The organism is Limimaricola hongkongensis DSM 17492, from assembly GCF_000600975.2.
Lineage (GTDB): Bacteria > Pseudomonadota > Alphaproteobacteria > Rhodobacterales > Rhodobacteraceae > Limimaricola > Limimaricola hongkongensis.
Genome location: NZ_KK088648.1, coordinates 189712 through 211029, shown reverse-complemented (window position 1 = coordinate 211029; position 21318 = coordinate 189712). Strand labels below are relative to the sequence as shown.

At 68.3% G+C, this 21318-nt stretch carries 23 protein-coding genes; 12 read left to right on the top strand and 11 right to left on the bottom strand.

Going from position 1 to position 21318, the window contains the following annotated elements; all coding sequences use genetic code 11:
• Positions 1-13: 13 nt before the first annotated feature.
• From LOKHON_RS01885 to LOKHON_RS01865, 5 genes are read left to right on the top strand one after another with little or no spacing between them, the layout of a single operon-like run.
• Positions 14-1375 carry an FAD-dependent oxidoreductase gene (locus LOKHON_RS01885; RefSeq protein WP_017929494.1) on the top strand — a complete coding sequence of 454 codons (1362 nt, stop codon included), beginning with the start codon at positions 14-16 and terminating at the stop codon, positions 1373-1375.
• Positions 1375-2535, top strand: a complete 1161-nt coding sequence (locus LOKHON_RS01880; protein WP_017929493.1) for a CaiB/BaiF CoA transferase family protein — start codon at positions 1375-1377, stop codon at positions 2533-2535. Before LOKHON_RS01885 ends, LOKHON_RS01880 begins: the two co-directional genes overlap by 1 nt.
• Positions 2532-3305, top strand: a complete 774-nt coding sequence (locus LOKHON_RS01875) for an enoyl-CoA hydratase-related protein (RefSeq protein ID WP_017929492.1) — start codon at positions 2532-2534, stop codon at positions 3303-3305. Before LOKHON_RS01880 ends, LOKHON_RS01875 begins: the two co-directional genes overlap by 4 nt.
• An 18-nt stretch (positions 3306-3323) precedes the next feature.
• Entirely contained in the window at positions 3324-4262 is a 939-nt protein-coding gene (locus LOKHON_RS01870) for a LysR family transcriptional regulator (RefSeq protein WP_017929491.1), read from the top strand.
• Entirely contained in the window at positions 4259-5662 is a 1404-nt protein-coding gene (locus LOKHON_RS01865) for an amidohydrolase family protein (protein WP_017929490.1), read from the top strand. The genes LOKHON_RS01870 and LOKHON_RS01865 overlap by 4 nt, the downstream gene beginning before the upstream one ends.
• 58 nt (positions 5663-5720) lie before the next feature.
• Here the strand turns inward: LOKHON_RS01865 and LOKHON_RS01860 are convergent, their stop codons facing one another.
• The 6 genes from LOKHON_RS01860 to LOKHON_RS01835 all read right to left on the bottom strand — a co-directional run bounded on the left by LOKHON_RS01860 (position 5721) and on the right by LOKHON_RS01835 (position 11537).
• Entirely contained in the window at positions 5721-6017 is a 297-nt protein-coding gene (locus tag LOKHON_RS01860; protein WP_017929489.1) for an antibiotic biosynthesis monooxygenase family protein, read from the bottom strand.
• A gap of 172 nt (positions 6018-6189) precedes the next feature.
• On the bottom strand, positions 6190-7638 hold the full coding sequence (locus tag LOKHON_RS01855) for an aldehyde dehydrogenase family protein (RefSeq protein ID WP_110549281.1): 1449 nt from the start codon (positions 7636-7638) through the stop codon (positions 6190-6192).
• Between the two features lie 42 nt (positions 7639-7680).
• Positions 7681-8568 (bottom strand): dihydrodipicolinate synthase family protein, encoded by an 888-nt coding sequence (locus tag LOKHON_RS01850; RefSeq protein ID WP_017929487.1) that lies wholly within the window; start codon positions 8566-8568, stop codon positions 7681-7683.
• 7 nt (positions 8569-8575) lie between these two features.
• Complete coding sequence (fdxA, locus tag LOKHON_RS01845; RefSeq protein WP_017929486.1) at positions 8576-8917, bottom strand: ferredoxin; 342 nt, start codon at positions 8915-8917, stop codon at positions 8576-8578.
• Between the two features lie 252 nt (positions 8918-9169).
• Positions 9170-9412: a hypothetical protein gene (locus LOKHON_RS01840; protein ID WP_162561748.1), complete on the bottom strand. Its 243-nt coding sequence runs from the start codon at positions 9410-9412 to the stop codon at positions 9170-9172.
• 166 nt (positions 9413-9578) lie between these two features.
• Positions 9579-11537, bottom strand: a complete 1959-nt coding sequence (locus tag LOKHON_RS01835) for a bifunctional 2',3'-cyclic-nucleotide 2'-phosphodiesterase/3'-nucleotidase (RefSeq protein WP_017929484.1) — start codon at positions 11535-11537, stop codon at positions 9579-9581.
• A gap of 168 nt (positions 11538-11705) precedes the next feature.
• On the opposite strand from LOKHON_RS01835, the gene LOKHON_RS01830 reads away from it, so the two are divergent.
• A complete protein-coding gene (locus LOKHON_RS01830) occupies positions 11706-12269 on the top strand; it encodes a sugar O-acetyltransferase (protein ID WP_017929483.1) in 564 nt (187 codons plus the stop codon).
• Here the strand turns inward: LOKHON_RS01830 and LOKHON_RS01825 are convergent.
• The 4 genes from LOKHON_RS01825 to rpsF all read right to left on the bottom strand — a co-directional run bounded on the left by LOKHON_RS01825 (position 12266) and on the right by rpsF (position 14636).
• Positions 12266-13234, bottom strand: a complete 969-nt coding sequence (locus tag LOKHON_RS01825; protein WP_162561747.1) for a PAS domain-containing protein — start codon at positions 13232-13234, stop codon at positions 12266-12268. The genes LOKHON_RS01830 and LOKHON_RS01825 overlap by 4 nt on opposite strands.
• Before the next feature lie 199 nt (positions 13235-13433).
• A complete protein-coding gene (gene rplI / locus LOKHON_RS01820; RefSeq protein WP_017929481.1) occupies positions 13434-14018 on the bottom strand; it encodes a 50S ribosomal protein L9 in 585 nt (194 codons plus the stop codon).
• Between the two features lie 12 nt (positions 14019-14030).
• Positions 14031-14258, bottom strand: coding sequence for a 30S ribosomal protein S18 (rpsR, locus tag LOKHON_RS01815; protein ID WP_017929480.1), 228 nt, complete (start codon positions 14256-14258; stop codon positions 14031-14033).
• Positions 14259-14282: 24 nt separating this feature from the next.
• Positions 14283-14636, bottom strand: coding sequence for a 30S ribosomal protein S6 (gene rpsF / locus LOKHON_RS01810; protein ID WP_017929479.1), 354 nt, complete (start codon positions 14634-14636; stop codon positions 14283-14285).
• A gap of 306 nt (positions 14637-14942) precedes the next feature.
• Between rpsF and LOKHON_RS01805 the strand changes: the two genes are divergently transcribed.
• The 4 genes from LOKHON_RS01805 (at position 14943) to LOKHON_RS01790 (ending at position 17769) form a co-directional block, all read left to right on the top strand.
• Positions 14943-15491: a hypothetical protein gene (locus tag LOKHON_RS01805; protein ID WP_017929478.1), complete on the top strand. Its 549-nt coding sequence runs from the start codon at positions 14943-14945 to the stop codon at positions 15489-15491.
• 79 nt (positions 15492-15570) lie between these two features.
• Positions 15571-16497: an ACP S-malonyltransferase gene (gene fabD / locus LOKHON_RS01800; protein ID WP_017929477.1), complete on the top strand. Its 927-nt coding sequence runs from the start codon at positions 15571-15573 to the stop codon at positions 16495-16497.
• Positions 16498-16615: 118 nt separating this feature from the next.
• A complete protein-coding gene (fabG, locus tag LOKHON_RS01795) occupies positions 16616-17353 on the top strand; it encodes a 3-oxoacyl-[acyl-carrier-protein] reductase (protein ID WP_017929476.1) in 738 nt (245 codons plus the stop codon).
• Positions 17354-17535: 182 nt separating this feature from the next.
• A complete protein-coding gene (locus LOKHON_RS01790) occupies positions 17536-17769 on the top strand; it encodes an acyl carrier protein (RefSeq protein ID WP_017929475.1) in 234 nt (77 codons plus the stop codon).
• Between the two features lie 66 nt (positions 17770-17835).
• Here the strand turns inward: LOKHON_RS01790 and LOKHON_RS01785 are convergent, their stop codons facing one another.
• Complete coding sequence (locus tag LOKHON_RS01785) at positions 17836-18669, bottom strand: PilZ domain-containing protein (protein ID WP_017929474.1); 834 nt, start codon at positions 18667-18669, stop codon at positions 17836-17838.
• A 129-nt stretch (positions 18670-18798) separates the two neighbouring features.
• On the opposite strand from LOKHON_RS01785, the gene fabF reads away from it, so the two are divergent.
• Together fabF and mltG are read left to right on the top strand one after the other, a co-directional pair.
• Positions 18799-20067, top strand: a complete 1269-nt coding sequence (gene fabF, locus LOKHON_RS01780; RefSeq protein WP_017929473.1) for a beta-ketoacyl-ACP synthase II — start codon at positions 18799-18801, stop codon at positions 20065-20067.
• Positions 20067-21230, top strand: coding sequence for an endolytic transglycosylase MltG (gene mltG / locus LOKHON_RS01775; RefSeq protein WP_017929472.1), 1164 nt, complete (start codon positions 20067-20069; stop codon positions 21228-21230). Before fabF ends, mltG begins: the two co-directional genes overlap by 1 nt.
• Positions 21231-21318: the final 88 nt, after the last annotated feature.

Sequence of the window (21318 nt, the reverse complement as noted above, 5' to 3'; positions counted from 1 at the left end):
TAGGAGAATCAAGATGCTGAACAAAACCCTCAGGGAGAGTCTGCGCGACGTGCCCGTGGTCGACCGCTCCGATGTCGTCGTGGTCGGGGGTGGCCCCGCCGGGATCTCCGCCGCCGTCTCCGCCGCCCGCAACGGCGCCTCCGTCACCCTGCTGGAGCGCTACCCCTATCTCGGCGGCCTCGCCGCCGGCGGCATGGTGCTGCTCCTCGACGACATGCACAACGACACCGAAATCACGGTGAAGGGCATCTGCATGGAGATGATCGAGCGGATGCGCTCCATCGGCCTGTGCCACACGCCCCCCGAGGAGGACCGGATGCCCGGCCGCCGCGAAACGCAGGAGAACTGGCAGAAATACTCGCGCTGGGGGATGTTCGACTTCCACACCCAGTCGATGCCGCACCCGGTCTGCTTCGCCGCCGCCTTCGATCCGGACGGCTACAAGAAGGTCTCCTACGACCTGATGGAGGACGCCAAGGTCAAGCTGCGCCTGCACAGCTGGTTCTCCGAAACCATCGTCGAGGACGGCGTCGCCAAGGGCGTGATCTGCGAGACCAAGGAAGGCCGCCAGGCGATCATGGGCGACGTGATCATCGACGCCTCGGGCGATCTTGACGTCGCCGCCTCGGCGGGCGCCAAGTTCCAGGAGGCGAGCTTCATCGTCACCACCGTCTCGCGCTGGGGCAATGTCGACACCGACAAGGCCGAGGCCTGGCAATACGCCAACCCCGAGGAGTTCCAGCGGCTCGACCACGAGGCCAAGCGGATCATCGGCGGCTGCTGGAACTACTGGTGGCTCAAGACGCCGCTGCCGGGCGTGATCTGGCTCAACTGCCCGCACATGCCGCAATATAGCGGCCTGACGGTCGAGGGGCTGACCGGCGCCGAGTTCGAGGGCCGCAAGCGGATGGAGACGCTGATGACCTTCGCCCGCGAGAACCTGCCGGGCTTCGAAAAGGCCCATGTGGTCGATTTCGCGCCGCAGACCGGGGTGCGCACCACGCGGCTGCTCGAAGGCGAATACGTCGTCACCAAGGACGACGTGATGAAGCGCCGCCACTTCGCCGACACCGTCTGCCGGGGCCGCGACTACTACACGCCCTATGGCGCTCTGGTGCCCAAGCAGGTCGACAATTTGCTGGTCGCGGGCCGTCACTACTCCTGCACCCCGCAGGCGCAGAAGAAGAGCCGCGAGATCCCGCCCTGCATGGCCCAGGGCGAAGCCGTGGGCGTCGCCGCGACCGTCGCGCTCAATGCCGGCGTCACGGTGCGCGAGGCGGATGTCTCCGCGATCCAGAAGCAGATGCGCGCGCAGGGTGCCGATCCCGGCGACGTGCCCTCGTCCAACGCCCTCGTCATGGAGGCCGCAGAATAATGACCCAACCGCTCCCCCTCGAAGGCATCAAGGTGATCGACTTCACCCAGGTCATGCTCGGGCCGTCCTGCACGCAGGTGCTCGCCGATTACGGCGCCGAGGTGATCAAGGTCGAAAAGGAGAAGATCGGCGACCTGTCGCGCTGGTCTCTGGGCGCCGACCCGGACGGGCTCAACAACCCGATCTTCTGCTCGCTCAACCGCAACAAGAAAAGCCTCGCGCTCAACCTCAAATCCGAAGAGGCCCGCGCGCAGGTGCTCGAGCTGATCGACACCGCCGACGTCGTGGTCAACAACTTCCGCCCCGGCGTGATGGAGCGGATGGGCATGGGCTACGCGGATCTCAAGGCCCGCAACCCCGGCATCATCTTCGCCGTGGGCACCGGCTTCGGCCTCGAAGGCCCCAACAAGCACAAGGGCGGGCAGGACATCCTCGCCCAGGCGATGAGCGGCGTGATGGAACGCCGCTCGGACCCCGAACTGCCGCGCGCGATCTTCTCGACCGCGCTGTGCGACTACACCGCGGGCATGCATCTCGTTCAAGGCGTGCTTCTGGCGCTGTTGCAGCGCCAGAAGACCGGCGAAGGCCAGCAGGTGGCGGTGAGCCTCTATTCGTCCATGCTGGCGATGCAGATGCAGGAGGCGGCGGCGCACATGATGCGGGGCCGCGACCTGAACTGGGGGGCCTTCCCGCTCACCGGCGTGTTCGAGACCACGACCGAGCCCTTCGTCATGGTCGGCGCGTTCAAGGAAAACCCGCTGCGCGACATCTGCAACGCCATGGGCATCGAGGACCTGTCGAAGGAAGAGCGCTTCAGGGATTTCGACGCGCAGGCCGCGCATCGCGCCGAGCTGCAGGCGATCTTCAAGGCGGGCTTCGCCAAGAACAGCCGCGAGCACTGGCTCGCGCGGCTCGAGGAGGTCGACATCCTCTGCGCGCCGGTGCGCACGCTGGCCGAGGCGCTCGATGACGAGCAGACGCATGTGAACAACATGGTGATCGAGGCGGGCGAAACTCCGGCTGGCAAGATCCGTCTCGTCGGCAGCCCGATCGACATGTCGGCGGCGCCGCTCTCGGTGCGCCAGGGCCCGCCGCAGCTCGGCGAGCACAATGGCGAGATCCTGTCAGGTCTCGCGCCGAAGAAGGCGCAGGTGGCATGAGCGTCCATTACGAGGTCCGCGACCGCGTCGCCCGCGTCACCATCGACCGCCCCGAGGTCATGAACGCGGTCGACCAGAAGACCGAGACCGCGCTGGAGCGGGTCTGGTGCGATATCGAGGAGCGCGACGACATCTCCGTCGCGGTCCTCACCGGGGCGGGGGAAAAGGCCTTCTCGGTCGGGGCCGACATGAAGGATGGCTCGCTGTCGGGCCTCGAATACTGGGCCGCGCCGCGCCCCAACGGCTTTGGCGGCATCTCGTTTCGCCGTTCGCTCGACGTGCCGCTGATCGCGCGCGTCAATGGCTACGCGCTGGGCGGCGGCTTCGAGATGGTGCTGGGGGCTGATATCGTCGTGGCGTCCGACACCGCGCGCTTCGGGCTGCCCGAGGCGCGGGTGGGGCGGATGCCGCTCGATGGCGGCATGGTGATGCTGCAACGCAAGATCCCGCACAACCTCGCCATGGGGGTGATGCTGGGCGGGCGGCGCATCGACGCGGCGACGATGGAGCGCTTCGGCCTCGTCAACGAGGTGGCCGGGCAGGGCGAGCTCGACGCCGTCACCGAGCGCTGGATCGAGGATATCGCGGCCGCCGCGCCCTTGTCGCTGCGCGCGATCAAGCAGGTGGTGAACCGCACCGGCCATCTCAGCCCGTCCGAGGCGCAGGCGATGAAGCTCCCGGCGGTTGTTAAGGCGTTGAAAAGCGCGGATGCTGACGAGGGCGTTCGCGCCTTTCTCGAAAAGCGGGCGCCGGTCTGGCAGGGCGCCTGACCCGGACGGAGAGACGACATGCACGCAGCCTTCCTGCGATACTTCACGGTGGTGGCCCGCGCCGGATCGATCCGCGCGGCCTCCGAGCAGCTGCATGTCGCCTCCTCCGCGATCAGCCGCCAGATCCAGAAGGTCGAGGACGAGCTTGGCACGCCGCTGTTCGAACGCCTGCCGGGGGGCTTGCGGCTGACGCAGGCGGGCAAGCGGCTCCTGGCCCATGCCGACCGCACGCTGAATGATTTCGAGGTGCTCAAGGGCGAGCTGGGCGCGCTGCGCGGCGAAAAGACCGGCACCGTCTCCATCGCCTCGCTCGACAGCCTGCTGGTGAGCTTTCTGCCCGAGCAGGTGAGCAAGTATCACAAGGCCCATCCCAAGGTCGATTTCCGGGTGCGCACCGGCGCGCATGGCACCGTCGCCACCATGGTCGCCGAGGGCGAGGCCGATCTCGGCATCACCTTCAGCCTCGCGCGGCCCGAGGACACCGAGTTCATCGCGCCGATCCCGATGCCGCTGATGGCGATGGTGGCGCGCGATCACCCGCTGGCCGAGCGCGAGTCCGTGACGCTGAGCGATTGCGCCGCCTACAATCTGCTGTTGCAGCTCGACACCGCGCCGATCCGCTCGCTGATCGAGATGGAATTGTCGGTGCTCAACCGCACCGGTCGCGTGCTCGCGGCCTCCAACAACCTGATGATGCTCAAGCCGATGATCCTCGAAGGCGACGGGGTCGCCTTCTACACGCCGCTCGGCATGGTGCACGAGCTGGCCGAGGGCAGCATCGTCGCCGTGCCGCTGGCGGGCACGCGGCTGGGCGGGCTGGAGCTGGGGCTTCTGGTGCCGCGCCGCCGCAAGCTGACGCAGGCCTCCGAGGCGCTGGTCGCGCAGCTGACCGAAGGGCTGGAGGCGCTGCGCGAGGCGCCGTGGATGCAGAAGTTCAACGCGCTGGAGCGCGCATGAGCATCGCGCTCGACGTCGACCGCTGGTGGCCGCGCCCCGGCCATGGCGCGCCCGAGGGCCCGTGCCAAATCCTGTGCAACCCCGAGCCGCGCCGCCTTCCGGGGCGGGGCGGCACAGGGCAGGGCGGCACGGGGATGATGGCGCTGCCCGCGCCGATCAACGGGCATGACCATGGCTACGGCATCCGCACGCTCGATTTCGGCGCGAATGACGACGCGCTGGAGCCGTGGATCGCCGGGCTGCGGCTCAGGCCGCGCACCGATCCCTATCTCGAGGCGCTCGTCGCGTTTTCGCGGCTGGCGCGGTCGGGCTGCGCCGGGACCGTGCATTGCCACAACTCGCTCAACGCCGGGCGCCTGGTCGAGGAGGCGGGCGATGTGGTGCGCGCGGCGCGCGATGTCGGCATCAGGCTGGCGCTGAGCTGCCCGCTGCTCGACGCGTCGCCCATGGTCTATGGCGGGGCCGAGGCGTATCGCCGGACGCTTGGCGCGGCGGAGGCCGACTGGCTCGACGGGCTCTTGCCGCGCTACGCGCCGATCCCCGATCAGATCGCCGCCGTGGAGGAGATCGCCCGCCGCCATGCCGGCCCGATGGTCGACGTGCAACTCGGCCCGATCGGCCCGCAATGGTGCTCGGACGCGATGCTCGAAGCGGTGGCCGAAGCCTCCGAGCGCCACGACCGGCGCATCCACATGCATCTTCTGGAAAGCCCGCGCCAGCGCGGCTGGCTCGATCGGCGTTTCGCGCACGGCGTCGTCGCGCATCTCGACGCGATCGGCTTTCTGTCGCCGCGCCTGACCGTGGCGCATGGCGTGCAGCTTACCGCCGCCGAGGCCGAGCTTCTGGCCGAACGCGGCGTGCGGCTGGCGTCGAACCCCTCGGCCAATCTGCGACTGCGCTCGGGTATCCTGCCGCGCGACGTGGCGGCGCGCATGGCGACCGGCATCGGGCTCGACGGCACGGGGTTCGACGACGCGCAGGACATCTGGGCCGAGATGCGGCTGTTCGGGATGTTGCAGGCGGGCCGGGGGCTCGAGACGGCGATGCCCGTGGCCGCCGTGTTCGACGCCGCCTGCGGCATCAATGCCGATATCGGCGCCATGCCGCGCGGCGCCGATATCGTGACGCTCGACTGGGCGGCTCTGAGCGCCGAGGCGCTGTGGCCCGACGACGCGCCGGGCGAACGCCTTCTGGCGCGGATGGGCGCGCGCCATGTCCGCGATCTGGTGGTCGCGGGCCGCGCGGTGCTGCGCGACGGCGCGCTCACCGGGATCGATGCTGATGCGGCGCTGGCAGAGCTTGTGGCGCAGGCCCGCGCCGATCTGCCGCGTCTGGAGGCGCTGCGTCCCGATGTCCGGCGGACCGCGGCGCTGACCCGCGCGCATTACGCCCGAAGCTGACCGCCATGCCGTAAGCGCGGCGCGCGGGGGCCGTCGCTGAACGGGTCGTTCCCGAAATTCAGGCTTCGGCAAGCTCGTAATGCCGGATGCTCCGGGTTTCGACCAGATCGGCCTCGGCCGGGTCGATATGCGGGCTGGCGTAATCCTCCCCGGCAAAGGCCTTGAGGGCGTCCAGATCCTCCCAGACCATGACAAAGCTGAACTCGCGCGGGCTTTCGGGACGCGGCGCGCCGGGCAGCACCTGAAGGATGCCCTTTGTGCCCTTCATCATCGGGATCGCCTTTTGGGTGAAGAACCGGCCGAACTCCTCTTCCTTGCCCTGCTTGGTGACGACTTGGAATATGCGCATGATCATGTCTTCGATCTCCTGTGGTGGGGCGCCCTTCGGGCGCAGGACCGCTTCGATGATGGCTCCAGCATAGCACGCCGCGCGCCAGCCGGGCGCCGGGGCACGAAAAAGGCGCGCGCCGCGTGGGAGCGGGCGCGCGCCATAAGGCCACCGGGAGGAGGTGGTGACGACGTGGCGGTCAGGCCTGGATGTAGGTGGTCTTGACCGTGGTGTAGAATTCGCGCGCGTATTGCCCCTGTTCGCGCGGGCCATAGCTCGACCCTTTGCGCCCGCCGAACGGCGTGTGGTAATCGACGCCCGCGGTCGGCAGGTTGACCATCACCATGCCGGCTTCGGCATGGCGGCGGAAATGCGCGGCGTGGCCGAGATGGGTGGTGCAGATCCCGGCGGACAGCCCGAAATCGGTGTCGTTGGCGACGCGCAGCGCCTCGTCATAATCGGCGACCTTGATCACCGTGGCGACGGGGCCGAAGATTTCCTCGCGGTTGATGCGCATCTCGTTGGTGGTGTTCGTGAACAGCGCGGGCGTCATGAAATGGCCGGGCGTGTCGCCCTCGATCACCTCGCCGCCGCAGACCAGCGTCGCGCCTTCGTCCTGCCCGATCTTCACGTAGCGTTTGTTCTGCTCCAGCTGGCTCGCATCGACCACCGGGCCGATATGCACCGCGCCGTCCATCGGGTCGCCGACCTTGAGCGCGCGCAGCTTTTCGGTGAGCGCTTCGACGAAACGGTCATGGATGCCTTCGGTCACGATCAGCCGCGAGGAGGCGGTGCAGCGCTGGCCGGTGGAGAAGAAGGCGCCGTTCAGCGCGCAGTTCACCGCCACGTCGAGATCGGCGTCGTCGAGCACCACGAGAGGGTTCTTGCCGCCCATCTCGAGCTGCACCTTCTTCATCTGCGCCACGCAGGTCTCGGCGACCTTGCGCCCGGTTTCGACCGAACCGGTAAAGCTCACCGCGTCGATCTCGGGGTTGTCGAGGATCTCGGCGCCGACCTCGGAGCCGCGCCCCATGACGAGGTTGAACACGCCCTCGGGCGCGCCCGCCTCGTGGATGATCTCCGCGAGCGCCCAGGCGCAGCCCGGCGTCAGGTCGGCGGGCTTGATCACCACGCAGTTGCCATAGGCCAGCGCCGGGGCGATCTTCCACGCCGGGATCGCGATGGGGAAGTTCCACGGGGTGATCAGGCCGATCACGCCGAGCGCCTCGCGCTGCACCATGACCTCGACGCCGGGGCGCACGCTGTCGACCGCGTCACCGGTCTGGCGCAGCGTTTCACCCGAAAAGAAGCCGAAGACCTGTGAGGCGCGCATCACCTCGCCCTTGGCCTCGGCAAAGGTCTTGCCTTCCTCGCGCGCCAGAAGCTCGCCCAGCTCGTCGGCCCGCGCGGCGATCGTGTCGGACACCTTCTTCAGAAGGTCGTGACGCTGCTGCGGGCCCGATTTGCTCCACGCCGGAAAGGCGGCGCGTGCGGCCGCGATGGCACGCTTGGCGTCGTCCTTCGAGGCGCGCGCATAAAGGCCGACGATCTCGTCGGTGTTGGCGGGGTTGCGGTTTTCGTTGATATCCGCGCCTTCGACCCATTCGCCCGCGATCAGGTTGCGGTGTTGCTTGGTCACGTCGTTCATTTTCATCGATTCAGTCCTGTTGGTTTTTTCGGGTGGTGACGCTCAGGCCGGCTCGGAGGCGAGCACGGCCCATGCCGGCAGGGCCTGCGCCTGTGCGTCGGTGAGCGGGGAAAGCGGCGGCAGCACGCGCGCATAGCCGGGCGCGTCGTGCAGCTTTGCCACCAGCGCCTTGACGCTTGGGATCAGCGGCGTCGCCGCGATGGCGCGGCGGCGAAGGCCCAGCTCCTCGGCCAGTGCGGCGTCCGACGGGGTCCGCCAGAGCCGCTGCGCCAGCGGCGCGGTGAGGTTGACGGTGGCCGAGATGCAGCCCGCGAAGCCGCGCGCGGGCGCCTGGGCCAGCGCGGATTCGTCGCTCGGGAACACGTCGAAGCCGGGGATTTGCGCCAGCTCGGCGGCATAGTCGAGATCGCCCGAGCTGTCCTTGGCCCCGGCGATCCGGTCGGGAAAGCGCGCTTTCAGCGCGGCGGCGAAACCGGGCTCGAAGCGCAGGCCGGTCATCTGCGGGAAGTTGTAGAGATAGATCGGGATCGGCCTGTCGGCGGTCGCCTCGACCAGCGCGGCGAAGAAGGCAAGAAGCCCGGCCTCGTCGACGCCCTTGTAGTAATAGGGCGGCAGCACCAGCGCCCCGGCAAAGCCGAGATCGGCGGCGTGGCGGGTCAGCGCGACGGTGGTGGCGAGATCCGGGCAGCCGGTGCCGACCATCATCCGCGAAGGCGCGATCCCGTCGGCCATCGCGGCCATCAGCTCCATCCGGTCGGCGGCGGGCAGGGAGCTCGCCTCGCCGGTGGTGCCCAGAAGGTTGAGCGCGTCGCAGCCATTCTCCAGAAGCCAGCGCGCATGGCGCAGCATCGGCGGCAGGTCGGGGCGCCCGGCCTCGGTCAGGGCCGTGGCGATGGCGGCGATCACGCCGCGCGGTCGGTTGGGGGTCATCTGCACCTCAGGCAATCTGGCGTTGGGATTTGGCACGGGCCGCGACGAGCGGGTGATCGGCCTCGACCGAGACCGATTTGTCCCAGCCGCCGGGATCGCCCAAGCCCGACACCTCCGGGCCGAAGAACTCGCGGTTGACGGCGGCAAAGGGGCGGGCCGCCTCGGGCAGCTCTTCGTCGTAATGGATCGCATCGACCGGGCAGATCGACAGGCACAGCCCGCAATTGATGCATTCGTCGGGGTGGATGTAGAACATCCGCCCGCCTTCGTAGATGCAGTCCGCCGGACAGGCGAGCGTGCAGGCGCCGTCCTTGATGTCGATGCAGGGGTCCGCAATCACGTAAGCCATCTGGCAGCTCGCTCCTTCAAGTCACGAGGCGACTATCAGGCGCGGATGCGATCCAATAAAGTAGAGAATATCGCTTTGGTCGTTGCCGAAACGGCAATGGTCTGGCGGGGCCCCGGCGCCGGGATCCGCCGGGTTCGGATCGCCGCCGCGCCGTTCACCCCATGGTTGCGACGGTCGGCGCGAAAGGGGGGCGTGCCCGAAGGGTCACGCGCCCGCGCAGGCGCCCGGTTCATCGAAAACGGGGCGGGGCCTTCACTTGGTGTCTGGCGTATCCGGCGCGGCGTCCACCGTTTCGCCGAAGGTCGTCTCGACCTCGCGGATCGCGGCCTCCATGCCGACGCGGACCACCTCGGCGAGCGGCAGCGATTTGCCATGCGCCTCGCAGATGCGCCGGGCCGCGAGAAACCGCTGGGCCAGCGCGTTGTCCACCCGCACGCTGATCTGCCGGCTGTCGGCCATGTCGCCATCCGGGCGGTCGTCGGTCCTGCCTGTCACGCGATTTTCCCCGCTGGCTGTGCGCACCCATTACAGCGCGTTTGCCGCCGCCGGGCCAGAGGTTGTGCGCTGCGACATCGCACAATTTGAGGTTTCGTTTGTCGCGGCGCATCTGGCCGGGGCAGGGCGCGGCAGGGCCGGGGTGCAAGACCCCGGCCCGCAGCGATCACAACCGGATCACGAAGCGCGCGAAGCCGTCCGGCCCGTCGCCCGCGGGCGCGATCTGCACGCCCTTCACGTCGTTGAGATAGTTGGCCGCCGCCGGGCCGGTGTCGAACAGCACCGTGGTCCCGTCCATCGGCACGAAGCTCCAGTTGGCATCGGCGGAGGGCGAGATCGTGCCCTGCTCGACGATATAGCGCACGATCACGTCGCGGTTGGTGTCGGGCCCTTCGAACACGATGGTCGAGCCGTCGGCGCCGGGGAACGACCCGCCGCCCGTCGCGCGGTAGTTGTTGGTGGCGATGATGAACTCCTGCTCCGGGTCGATCGGCTGGCCTTCGAATTGCAGGTTCCTGATCCGGTTGGTGTCGGGGTTCACCACCGCGCCCTCGCGGTCGAACTTCGCGGGCTCGCTCAGGTCGATCTCGTAGGTGACGCCGTCGATCACGTCGAAATTGTAGGAGGGGAAATCGTCGTTGAGCAGAACCTGCTCTTCCTTGCCCTTTTCGATGTGGTTGAACATCCCCGCCGAGCGTTCGAGCCAGTCCTTGACCTCGGCCCCGGTCACGCGCACCGCGCGCACCGTGTTGGGATAGAGGTAGAGATCGGCCACGTTCTTGATCGCCACGTCGCCGGTCGGCACGTCGGTATAGTATTCCGGCCCGCCACGACCGCCCGCCTTGAAGGGTGCGGCCGCCGACAGGATCGGCAGGCCCTCATGCTCGGTGCCCTGAAGCATCTGCTCGATATACCAGGTCTGGGCGTTCGAGACGATCTGCACCGACGGGTCGTCGGCCACCAGCGCGAAATAGCTGTGCAGCGGCGCGTCGGTCTTGCCCACCGCGCGGCGCACGTAATCGAGCGTTTCCTGATGCTCCTCGGCCACCGACTCCAGCACCGGCTCGTGGCTTTCGACCAGCGGCGTGATGCTGCGGTCCTCGCCACGCTCGTAGATCGGGCGCGCCTCGACCTCCGATCCGGCCACGCGCCAGCCCTCGCCATCGCGCTCCAGCATCAGGTCGACGAGCCCCATGTGGGAGCCCCAGAACCCCGCCATCACGCCCGGCTTGCCGCCGATCGTGCCCGCCGCGACATCGACGCCCTCGTGATCCTCGTAGTCGGGACCGGGGAAGACGAGATGGCTGTGCCCGGTCAGGACCACGTCGATCCCCTCGACCCCCGCCAGCGGGATGGCGGCGTTCTCCATGCCCTCGGTGTGTTCTGCCGGGCCGATGCCGCTATGCGCCAGAGCGACGATGATCTGCGCGCCTTCCTGCTTCATCTTGGGCACATAGGCCTCGGCGGCCCGCACGATGTCGCGCGGCTCGACCTTTCCTTCGAGATGCTTGCGGTCCCAGTTCATGATCTGCGGCGGCACGAAGCCGATCACGCCGATCCGGATGGCATGCGTCTCGCCCGCGCCATCGGTGATCTCGCGGTCGAGAATGGTGTAGGGCGGCACCAGCGTCTCGTCCTCGGTGATGCTTTCGCCCTTGGCCGTCACCACGTTGGACGACACGATCGGGAAGGCGGCGCCCGAGACCGAGTTCATCAGGAACTCCAGCCCGTAATTGAACTCGTGATTGCCCAGCGTCGAGGCGTCGAAGCCCAGGCTGTTCATCGCCTCGATCACCGGGTGCATCGCGCCCTCGGGCATGCCGCGCTCATAGGCGATGTAGTCGCCCATCGGGTTGCCCTGCAGGAAATCGCCATTGTCGAACAGCACCGAATTGGTGGCCTCGGCGCGGATATCCTCGATCAGGCTCGCGGTGCGGGCGAGGCCGACGGTGTCGATCTCGCGGTCGGCGTAATAGTCGTACGGATAGACATGGACGTGCAGATCCGTGGTTTCCATGATGCGCAGATGCGCCTGGTTCGACATGGCGCGCACCGAAAAGGGGTGCAGCGCGATCATGGCCGAGCTTCCCGCGAGAAAGCCGCGGCGGTTGAGAATCAATGCCATCGGTCGGGTTCCCTGTTGTTGCCGGGGGTCGTACGCCCCCGTGTCATGGGCCGAGACTAACCGCTGCGCGTGACAGGGGAATGATCTTTTGCCGCCTGCCGCTGCGGAAACCGGCTGGACGCGGCTGCAACCGGGTGCTGTCCTGCGCCCGGCAGGACGGAGGACGAGATGCGCAGCGAAAAAGACAAGATGCTGGCGGGCGAGCTGTACCGCGCGGGCGACCCCGAGCTTCAGGCGCTGGCCTGGCGGGCCAAGGAATGGATGGCCGCGTACAACGCGATGTCGGTGGCCCCGACCGCCGACCGCCATGCGAAACTGTCCCAGATCATGGCGCATGTCGGCGAAGACGCGGTGATCCGCCCGCCGTTCTATTGCGATTACGGCATGAACATCCGGCTCGGGCGGGGGGTGTTTTTGAACTTCAACTGCGTGCTTCTCGACGTGGTGGAGATTTCCATCGGCGATCTGACGCAGATCGGGCCGGGCGTGCAGATCCTGACCCCCGACCATCCGAGAGAGGCCGAGGCGCGGCGCGAGGGGCTGGAGTTCGGGCGGCCGATTCGCATCGGTTCCAATGTCTGGATCGGCGGCGGCGCGCTGTTGATGCCGGGCGTGACGGTGGGCGACGACGCGATCATCGGCGCGGGCGCGGTGGTGACGCGCGACGTGGGCGCGGGGGTGACGGTGGGCGGCAACCCGGCACGGGTGCTGGGGCGCGCTGGCGGGGCCTAGCGCGCGGTCGGAAAGGACAGCCGCGCCACCAGCCCCTCGCGGTGCCAGTCGAGATCGAGCGTGCCCCCGACGCCTTCCACCAGAGACCGGATGATGCCCGAACCGCCATGCCGTTCGGGCGCGATCACCTCGGGGCCGTTCCTCTCCTGCCAGTGCAGCGACAGGCCGTCCTGTTCGGACATGGTGATCGCGACATGGCCGTCCGGATCGCCCAAGGCCCCGTGCTTGACGGCGTTGGTGGCCAGCTCGTGCACGGTGAGCGTCAGCGCCGAGACGAGATCGGCGGGCACCTCGGGGTCGGGGCCTTTGAAATCGAACTGCGCCGCGCCATTCGGGGCATAGGCCTCCAGGATCGGGCGCAGCAGCTCGCGCAGCCGCGCCGCGCGCGGGCTTTCGATGGTGCGGAAATGCGCGTCGCTGAGCGTCTTGAGCCGCCCCTCGACGGTCCTGGCCAGCGCCGGAATATCGGTCGCCTCGCGCGCCGACATGCGGATCATCACCGACATGACGTTGACGATGTTGCGCAGCCGGTGGCCCAGCTCGCGATCCGCGAGCTGGCGCGCCGCGCGCTCGGCCTCGCGCCGGGTCGAGGTGTCGAGCTGCGAGCCGAAATAGAGCATGGGGGTGCCGTCATCGCCCATGATCGGCCCGATCTGCAGCGCGTTGAGAAAGGCGGTGCCATCCTTGCGGTAATTGACGATTTCGACCGTGTCGACTTCGCAGCTTTCGATGATGCGGCGGATGCGGGCGATGCTGTCGGGCGTGGTGTTCGCGCCTTGCAGGAACCGGCAGTTGCGGCCGATCACCTCGTCGACCGCATAGCCGGTCAGCGCGCAAAAGGCGTCATTGGCAAAGACGATCGGGTTGTCGGGCAGGGTGGGGTCGGTGATGCAAAGCGGCAGCCGTGCGTGACGGATCGTCTCGAGCAGCATCTCCTCGTTGAGCCGGTCCGGCCGGCCCTGCATCGTATCGCTGGTTTCCAGGTTCAACGTTCAACCATCTCCCGAGATCGTCATCCAGTCTGCCAGACCGGCGCCGGGGGTCAAGAACCGCGGCATCGCCCCGACCGGCGCGCTCCCGAAAGCGCCTTTTTCCGTTTCGTGACAAGAAGGGCCGCATCTCGCGATGCGGCCCTTTTGGTATGTGTCGCGTGGCCGAAGGCGATCAGCCCTCCTGGCCCTCGTCGTCATTGGCGGCGCCGCCGATGTCGTCGAACAGGCCCTGGATCTCGAACTCGGCAGCGGCTTCTTCTTCCGCGGCCAGGTCCTGGATCGACTTGCCCGACGCCTGCAGCTCGGCCTCTTCGGGCGAGCGGGCGACGTTGACCTCGATGGTGGCGTCCACCTCGGGGTGCAGCACCACGGTCACCTCGTAGAGGCCGAGGTCCTTGATCGCGCCGCGCAGCACGACCTGCTTGCGGTCGACGGTGAAGCCGTCGGCGGTCGCGGCCTCGGCGACGTCACGCGTGGTGACCGAGCCGTAGAGCGAGCCGCCGTCGGAGGCCGAGCGGATCACGACGAACTGCTGCCCGTCGAGCTTGGCGGCCATCGCCTCGGCTTCTTTCTTCGACTCGAGGTTCTGGGCCTCGAGCTGGGCCTTCTGGTCCTCGAAACGGGCCTTGTTGGCCTCGTTCGCGCGGAGCGCCTTGCCCTGCGGCAGAAGGAAGTTACGGGCGTAGCCGTCCTTGACCTTCACGATTTCGCCCATCTGGCCGAGCTTGGCCACACGTTGCAGAAGGATCACGTCCATGTGTCGGTCTCCTTATTTCACGGCGTAGGGCAGCAGCGCCAGGAACCGCGCGCGCTTGATCGCCTGGGCGAGCTTGCGCTGGTTCTTGGAGCCGACGGCGGTGATGCGCGAGGGCACGATCTTGCCGCGCTCGGAAATGTAGCGCTGCAGCAGACGCGTGTCCTTGTAGTCGATCTTCGGCGCGTTCTCGCCCTCGAAGGGGTCGGTCTTGCGGCGGCGGAAAAACGGTTTGGTGGCCATTCTGTTATCCTTTCCTGGAGGCGATCAGCGACGCTCGCGGCGGTCGCCGCGCTCTTCGCGCTTCTGCATCTGGACCGAGGGGCCCTCCTGGTGCTCGTCGACCTTGATGGTCAGGACGCGCATCACGTCGTCATGCAGGCGCATCAGGCGCTCCATTTCCTGCACGGCGGGCGACGGGGCGTCCGAGCGCAGGAAGGCATAGTGGCCCTTGCGGTTCTTGTTGATCTTGTAGGCCATGGTCTTCACGCCCCAGTACTCGTTCTCGAGCACCTTGCCGCCATTGTCGGCGAGGACGGTCGAGAAGTGCTCGACGAGGCTTTCGGCCTGCGCGTTGGACAGGTCCTGACGCGCGATGAAGACATGCTCGTAAAGCGGCATGTGAACTCCAGTTCGGTTCCGGGCGCATTTCATAGAACGGGGCCATGACCTTCCGCTCCCCGTTCACGAGAGGCTGCGCGGTTCTAGCGAATACGCGGAAGGATGCGGCCTTATACAGCGATCGCGCGGGCGTGCAAGCCGCCTGACCGGCCTTGTCGCGGCACCCTGTCCCGGCGCCTTGTCGCACATCTTGTCCCCGCGCCTTGAGGCGGCAGGCCCGCGCGATGCCTTTCGCGGGCCATATTCCCGCCCTTATCCCCCCGGAGGGTCGACCTATCCGAAGGCACAGGTGTGGAGACCGCCGCAATGACCGCAACCGCCAGCCCCCGCCCCGATCGCGCGCCGCTCGTCCTGGGCTGCGGCCCCCGATGCCGCCGCCTCGCGGTGATGGTGCTGTTCGCGGTCTGGGCCTTCGCGCTGGGCGTCACGGCGGCGGCGGGGGCGATCTGGATGTCGCCCTTGGGCGGGCCGCTCGATCTCGCGCTGTGGTCCAGGCTGGCGGTGGCGGTTCTGCTGGGCGGCGGGCTGATCTGCTATGCCGGGGCCGGCAGCCGCAGCGAAATGCACATCGACACCGAGCGGCGGCTGGTGCGCGAGGTGCTGCGCCGCCCCGGCGGGCGGATCGAGCAGGTCGCCACGTGGCGCTTCGACGAATTCTGCCGCACCGAGATCCGCGACCGCCGCGACCCCAAGCGCATGACCCTGCGCGCCGAGCTGCGCCTGTCGGGCAGGAATGTCTCGGTGCGGGTGGCGCAAGGCGATCTGGACGCGATGTCGCTCCTGGCGCGGCGGATCGAGCGCGATCTCGGCCTGCCGCCGCGCCCGGCCGCGCCGCTGTTTCGCCGCGCCGCCTGAGCCACGGCCTTTCCTTGTCGCGGCGCGCGCCAGCCGCTATGCGGTGATCCAACGCACCGCATCATCAGGGAGCAGGGCCATGCGCGCATTCGTTTTTCCGGGGCAGGGATCGCAGACCATCGGCATGGGCCGGGCGCTGGCCGAGGCCTATCCCGCCGCGCGCGACGTGTTCGACGAGGTCGACACCGCGCTCGGCGAAAAGCTCAGCGCCCTGATCTTCGAGGGCGAGATCGACGAGCTGACGCTCACCCGCAACGCCCAGCCCGCGCTGATGGCGACCTCGATCGCGGCGATGGCGGCGCTGAAATCCGAAGGCATCTCCGTCACCGACGCCTCTTATGTCGCCGGTCACAGCCTTGGCGAATATTCCGCGCTCTGCGCCGCCGGTGCGCTGCGGCTCGACGACACCGCCCGTCTGCTGCGGCTGCGCGGCGAGGCGATGCAGGCCGCCGTGCCGGTGGGCGAAGGCGCGATGGCCGCACTTCTGGGGCTCGATCTCGCCGCCGCGCGCGAGGTGGCCGGGGCCGCGGCCCAGGGCGAAGTCTGCGAAGCCGCCAATGACAACGACCCCTCCCAGGTGGTGATCTCCGGCAGCCGCGCGGCGGTCGAGCGCGCGCTCGACATCGCCAAGGAAAAGGGCGCCAAGCGCGCGATCCTTCTGCCGGTGAGCGCGCCGTTCCACTGCGCGCTGATGGCGCCCGCCGCGCGCGCCATGGCCGAGGCGCTCGAAGGCGTCGACATCCGCGAGCCCGCCGTGCCGCTGGTGGCCAATGTCCGCGCCGAGGCGGTCTGCGACCCGGCGCTGATCCGCGGCCTTCTGGTCGATCAGGTCACCGGCGCGGTGCGCTGGCGCGAGAGCGTGGAGTTCATGGCGCGCGAGGGCGTCACCGGGTTTTGGGAAATCGGCGCGGGCAAGGCGCTGTCGGGCATGATCCGCCGCATCGCCAAGGGCACGGAGACCCGCGCCATCGGCACCCCCGAGGACGTCGTCTCGGCCAAGGGCTGATCCGCTTCACCATTCCCCAAATGCGCAAACCCGCGCGCGCCGCGATGCGCGCGGGCGGTGGTCCGGGCCCGGCCTTGCTGCTAGACCCTTGATCAACGGATTACGCAGGAGACCCCACATGTTCGATCTGACCGGCAAGACCGCCCTCGTCACCGGCGCCTCTGGCGGCATCGGCGGCGCCATCGCCACCGCGCTGCATGGCGCGGGCGCCACGGTGGGGCTGTCAGGCACCCGCACCGCCCCGCTCGAAGAACTGGCCGCCGCCCTGGGCGATCGCGCCCATGTCCTGCCTTGCAACCTCTCCGACGCCGATGCGGTGAACGCGCTGCCCAAACAGGCGATCGAGGCGATGGGCGGGCTCGACATCCTCGTCAACAACGCCGGCATCACCCGCGACAACCTGTTCATGCGCATGTCGGATGAGGACTGGGCGCAGGTGCTCGACGTCAACCTCACCTCGACCATGCGGCTGTGCAAGGGCGTGGTGCGGCCGATGATGAAGGCGCGCTGGGGCCGGATCATCAACATCTCCTCGATCGTCGGATCGACCGGCAACCCCGGCCAGGCCAATTACGCGGCGGCCAAGGCGGGCATGGTCGGCCTGTCGAAATCCATCGCCTACGAGGTGGCCAGCCGCGGCATCACGGTGAATTGCGTGGCGCCCGGCTTCATCGCCACCGCGATGACCGACAAGCTCAACGACGATCAGAAATCGGGCATCCTCGGCCAGATCCCGGCGGGCCGGATGGGCAACGCCGACGAGATCGCGGCGGCGGTGCTGTACCTGGCAAGCCCCGAGGCGGGCTATGTCACGGGGGCGACCTTGCATGTCAATGGCGGCATGGCGATGCTCTGAGACGGTGGCTTCGGGCGGCACAAAGCGTTTGCGCGGCCCGGAATCTCTGCTAAAGGACGACGAGATTTTCCGACAAGGGGCCGTTTCGGCCCCCGTCGGTGAGCGGCCCGCTCGGGCATGAGACTGCCCCAAGGGGCAAGAGAAAAAGGCCCAGAGGGGCCGGAAAGACGTGAGGAATTGTTATGAGCGACGTCGCCGACCGCGTGCGCAAGATCGTTGTTGAGCATCTGGGTGTCGAAGAGGACAAGGTCGTCGAGAACGCCTCGTTCATCGACGATCTGGGCGCCGACAGCCTCGACACCGTCGAGCTGGTCATGGCCTTCGAGGAAGAGTTCGGGATCGAGATCCCCGACGACGCCGCCGAGACCATCCAGACCTTCGGCGACGCGGTCCGCTTCATCAAGGAAGCGCAGTAACCGACAGGGCCATGGCCTTCGGGCCGGCCAGGTGGAAACGGCACCCTTCGGGGTGCCGTTTTCGATTCAGCCCGCGCGCCGCCTGTTGCCCCGCCGGGGCCGGATCAGCGGCGCCACCGCCTCCGCGCTCAGCGGCTTGGCGAATTGCACGCCGAGATAATGGGTGGTGCGCCAGCGCAGCGCCGCCTCGATCTCCCGGTCCCCGAACAGCACCATCATCTGCTCCAGCCCGTCGGGTTCGAAGGCGGGGTCGACCCGCAGCTTGGCGCCCAGCCGGCTGATGTCGAGCAGCCGCGCCTCGATTTCGCCGCTGTCGCCGCGCACCCGCGCGGGCAGGTTCACCACGTGGCGCTGCGCCTGCCGGGCGCGCAGCTGGCTGCGCCCGATCATCAGCCGCACCAGCACCGCCCCGAACCCGGCCATCGCCAGAAGCGCGATCCCGGCCTCGGCCAATCGCGGCATTTTCCACGCCACGGCCACCGCCACCGTTTCCGACCCCGCCACCGCGCCGGGCGCGGCGCGCGCCGTCTGCCCGGTCCCATCGGCGCAGCCATGCCGGGCCAGCAGCGCGCCGAGCCGGTCCAGCACGATCCGGCTTCTGGCCTCGCGCAGCCGCGCCGCCGCGGCCGGGCCGGTCCAGCCCGCCGCGTCGCGCACCGCCTCGACGAGCGTGAGCGCATCGTCGATCGCCTCGCGCTGCCGCGCCAGCGGATGGTCGCCGAGATTCCACATCACCCGTTCGATATCGATGCGCCGCAACGCCCGGTCGATCCCGGTGATCGACCCCGCGCGGGCGGCGTCCACCACCCGCCCCAGCGCCGCGATCGTGTCGCAGGCGGGGTCGGCGCGCAGCGGCGCGGCGAACAGGATGAACATGAGCAGCACCGGCCCGATCCGCATGGAGACCCTCCTTGCGCGGGATTTGGCCCGACAGAGCTGAAAACCGCGTTAATCGGCGCGCCCGCGCCCTTGCTCCCGCGCGAAGCCCTGCGGTATCAGGACGCGAGTTATTGCGAAGAGGATGGTCAGATGCGGCGAGTGGTCGTGACGGGGCTGGGGCTGGTGACGCCGCTGGCCGACAAGGTCGAGCCGAGCTGGGAGGCGATCCTGGCCGGGAAATCCGGCGCGGGCACCATTACCCGCTTCGATGCCGATCATTTGGCGACGAATTACGCCTGCGAGGTGCCGCGTGCGGCGGATGCCGACCCGGCGATCCGCTTCGACGCCGATGCCTACATGGCGCCGAAAGAGCAGAGGAAGGTCGACGACTTCATCCTCTATGGCATCGCCGCCGCACAGCAGGCGGTCGAGGATTCGGGCTGGATGCCCGAGGATGACGAGGCGCGCGAGCGCACCGGCGTGATGATCGGCTCCGGCATCGGCGGTCTGAACTCGATCGCCGAGACGGCGCTTTTGATCAAGGAAAAGGGCCCGCGCCGCGTGTCGCCCTTCTTCATCCCCGGCGCGCTGATCAACCTGATCTCGGGCCAGGTCTCGATCCGCTACGGCTTCAAGGGCCCGAACCACTCGGTCGTCACCGCCTGCTCGACCGGTGCGCATGCCATCGGCGACGCCGCGCGCCTGATCAAGTACGGCTCCGCCGACGTGATGGTCGCCGGCGGCGCCGAGGCCGCGATCTCCGAGATCGGCATTGCGGGCTTCAATGCCTGCAAGGCGCTCTCGACCAAGCGCCGCGACGATCCGCAGGCGGCGAGCCGCCCCTATGACACCGACCGCGACGGCTTTGTCATGGGCGAGGGCGCGGGCATCGTCGTGCTCGAGGAATACGAGCACGCGATGGCGCGCGGCGCCAAGATCTATGCCGAGGTGCTGGGCTATGGCCTGTCGGGCGATGCCTATCACATCACCGCGCCGAGCGAGGATGGCGAAGGCGGCGAGCGCGCGATGCGCGCCGCGCTCAAGGATGCGGGCCTGAGTCCGGACAAGATCGACTACATCAACGCGCATGGCACCTCGACCATGGCCGACACGATCGAGCTTGGCGCGGTCGAGCGGATGATGGGCGAGGCGGCGAAGAAGGTCACCATGTCCTCGACCAAGTCGATGACCGGGCATCTTCTTGGCGCCGCCGGTGCGATCGAGGCGATCTTCTCGATCCTCGCGATCCGCGACCAGGTCGCGCCGCCGACGATCAACCTCGACACCCCGGCGGTCGACACGGTGGTCGATCTCGCGCCCAACCAGAAGCGCGAGCGCGAGATCAACGTGGCGCTGTCCAACAGCTTCGGCTTTGGCGGCACCAATGCCTCCGTGCTGTTCGGAAAGGTCGCCTCCTGATGTGGCGTCACCTCGCCTCGAACACGATCACCTTCCTGATCGTGGGTCTCGCTGGCGCCGCCGGGGTCATCGCCTGGGGCGTGAACGAGTATTCGGGCGAGGGCCCGCTGGAGACGGCGATCTGCCTGCGGGTCGAGCCGGGCACCAATTTCCGCGCCGTGAGCCAGCGGCTCGAAGATCAGGGCGCGATCGGCTCGGGCGCGATCTTTCGGATCGGGGCCGAGTATTCCGAGAAGACGAGCCAGCTCAAGGCTGGCAGCCACCTGATCCCCGAACGCGCCAGCATGGAGCGGATCGTCGATCTGGTGACCCGTGGCGGCGCCTCGACCTGCGGCACCGAGATCCTCTACAGGATCGGCGTCAACTCGGTCGAGGCCGAGGTGCGCGAGCTCGATCCCGCCACCTCCAGCTACACCGAGCTGGCCGAGTTCGACCCGACCGCCGAGGGCGTCGAGATCCCCGAGGCCTACGAGACGATGCGCGAGCGTGCCGATACGCGCTACCGCATCGCCATGGCCGAGGGCGTCACCTCGTGGCAGGTGATGACCGCGCTCAACGCGCTCGACACGCTTGAAGGCGATGTCTCCGAGATCCCCGCCGAGGGCAGCCTCGCCCCCGACAGCTACGAGATCACGCCCGGCACGCAGGTGGCGCAGGTGATCGAGCGGATGGCGGCGGCGCAATCGGCGATTCTCGCCGAGGCGTGGGATAACCGGATGGACGACCTGCCGCTCGACAGCCCCGAAGAGGCGCTGGTGCTGGCTTCGATCGTCGAGAAGGAAACCGGCGTCGCCGCCGAGCGTCCGCAGGTGGCAAGCGTCTTCGTCAACCGGCTGCGCCAGGGCATGCCGCTGCAGACCGACCCGACGGTGATCTATGGCATCACCGAAGGAAAGGGCGTGCTGGGACGCGGCCTGCGCCGCAGCGAGCTTCAGGCCGAGACGCCGTGGAACACCTATGTGATCAACGGCTTGCCGCCGACGCCGATCGCCAATCCGGGCCGCGCCGCGATCGAGGCGGCGCTCAACCCGGCCTCGACCGATTTCGTGTTCTTCGTGGCCGACGGCACCGGCGGCCATGCCTTTGCCAAGACGCTGGCCGAGCACAACAGCAACGTCGCGAAATGGCGCGAGATCGAGGCCGAGCGCGCGGCCGGAAATTAAGATTTCCTTATGGATACGGGCGCTTGCGCCCCGTTCCTGCGATCGCGGGAATTGACATTCCGGCCGCAATGACGTAAGGTCACGTTCA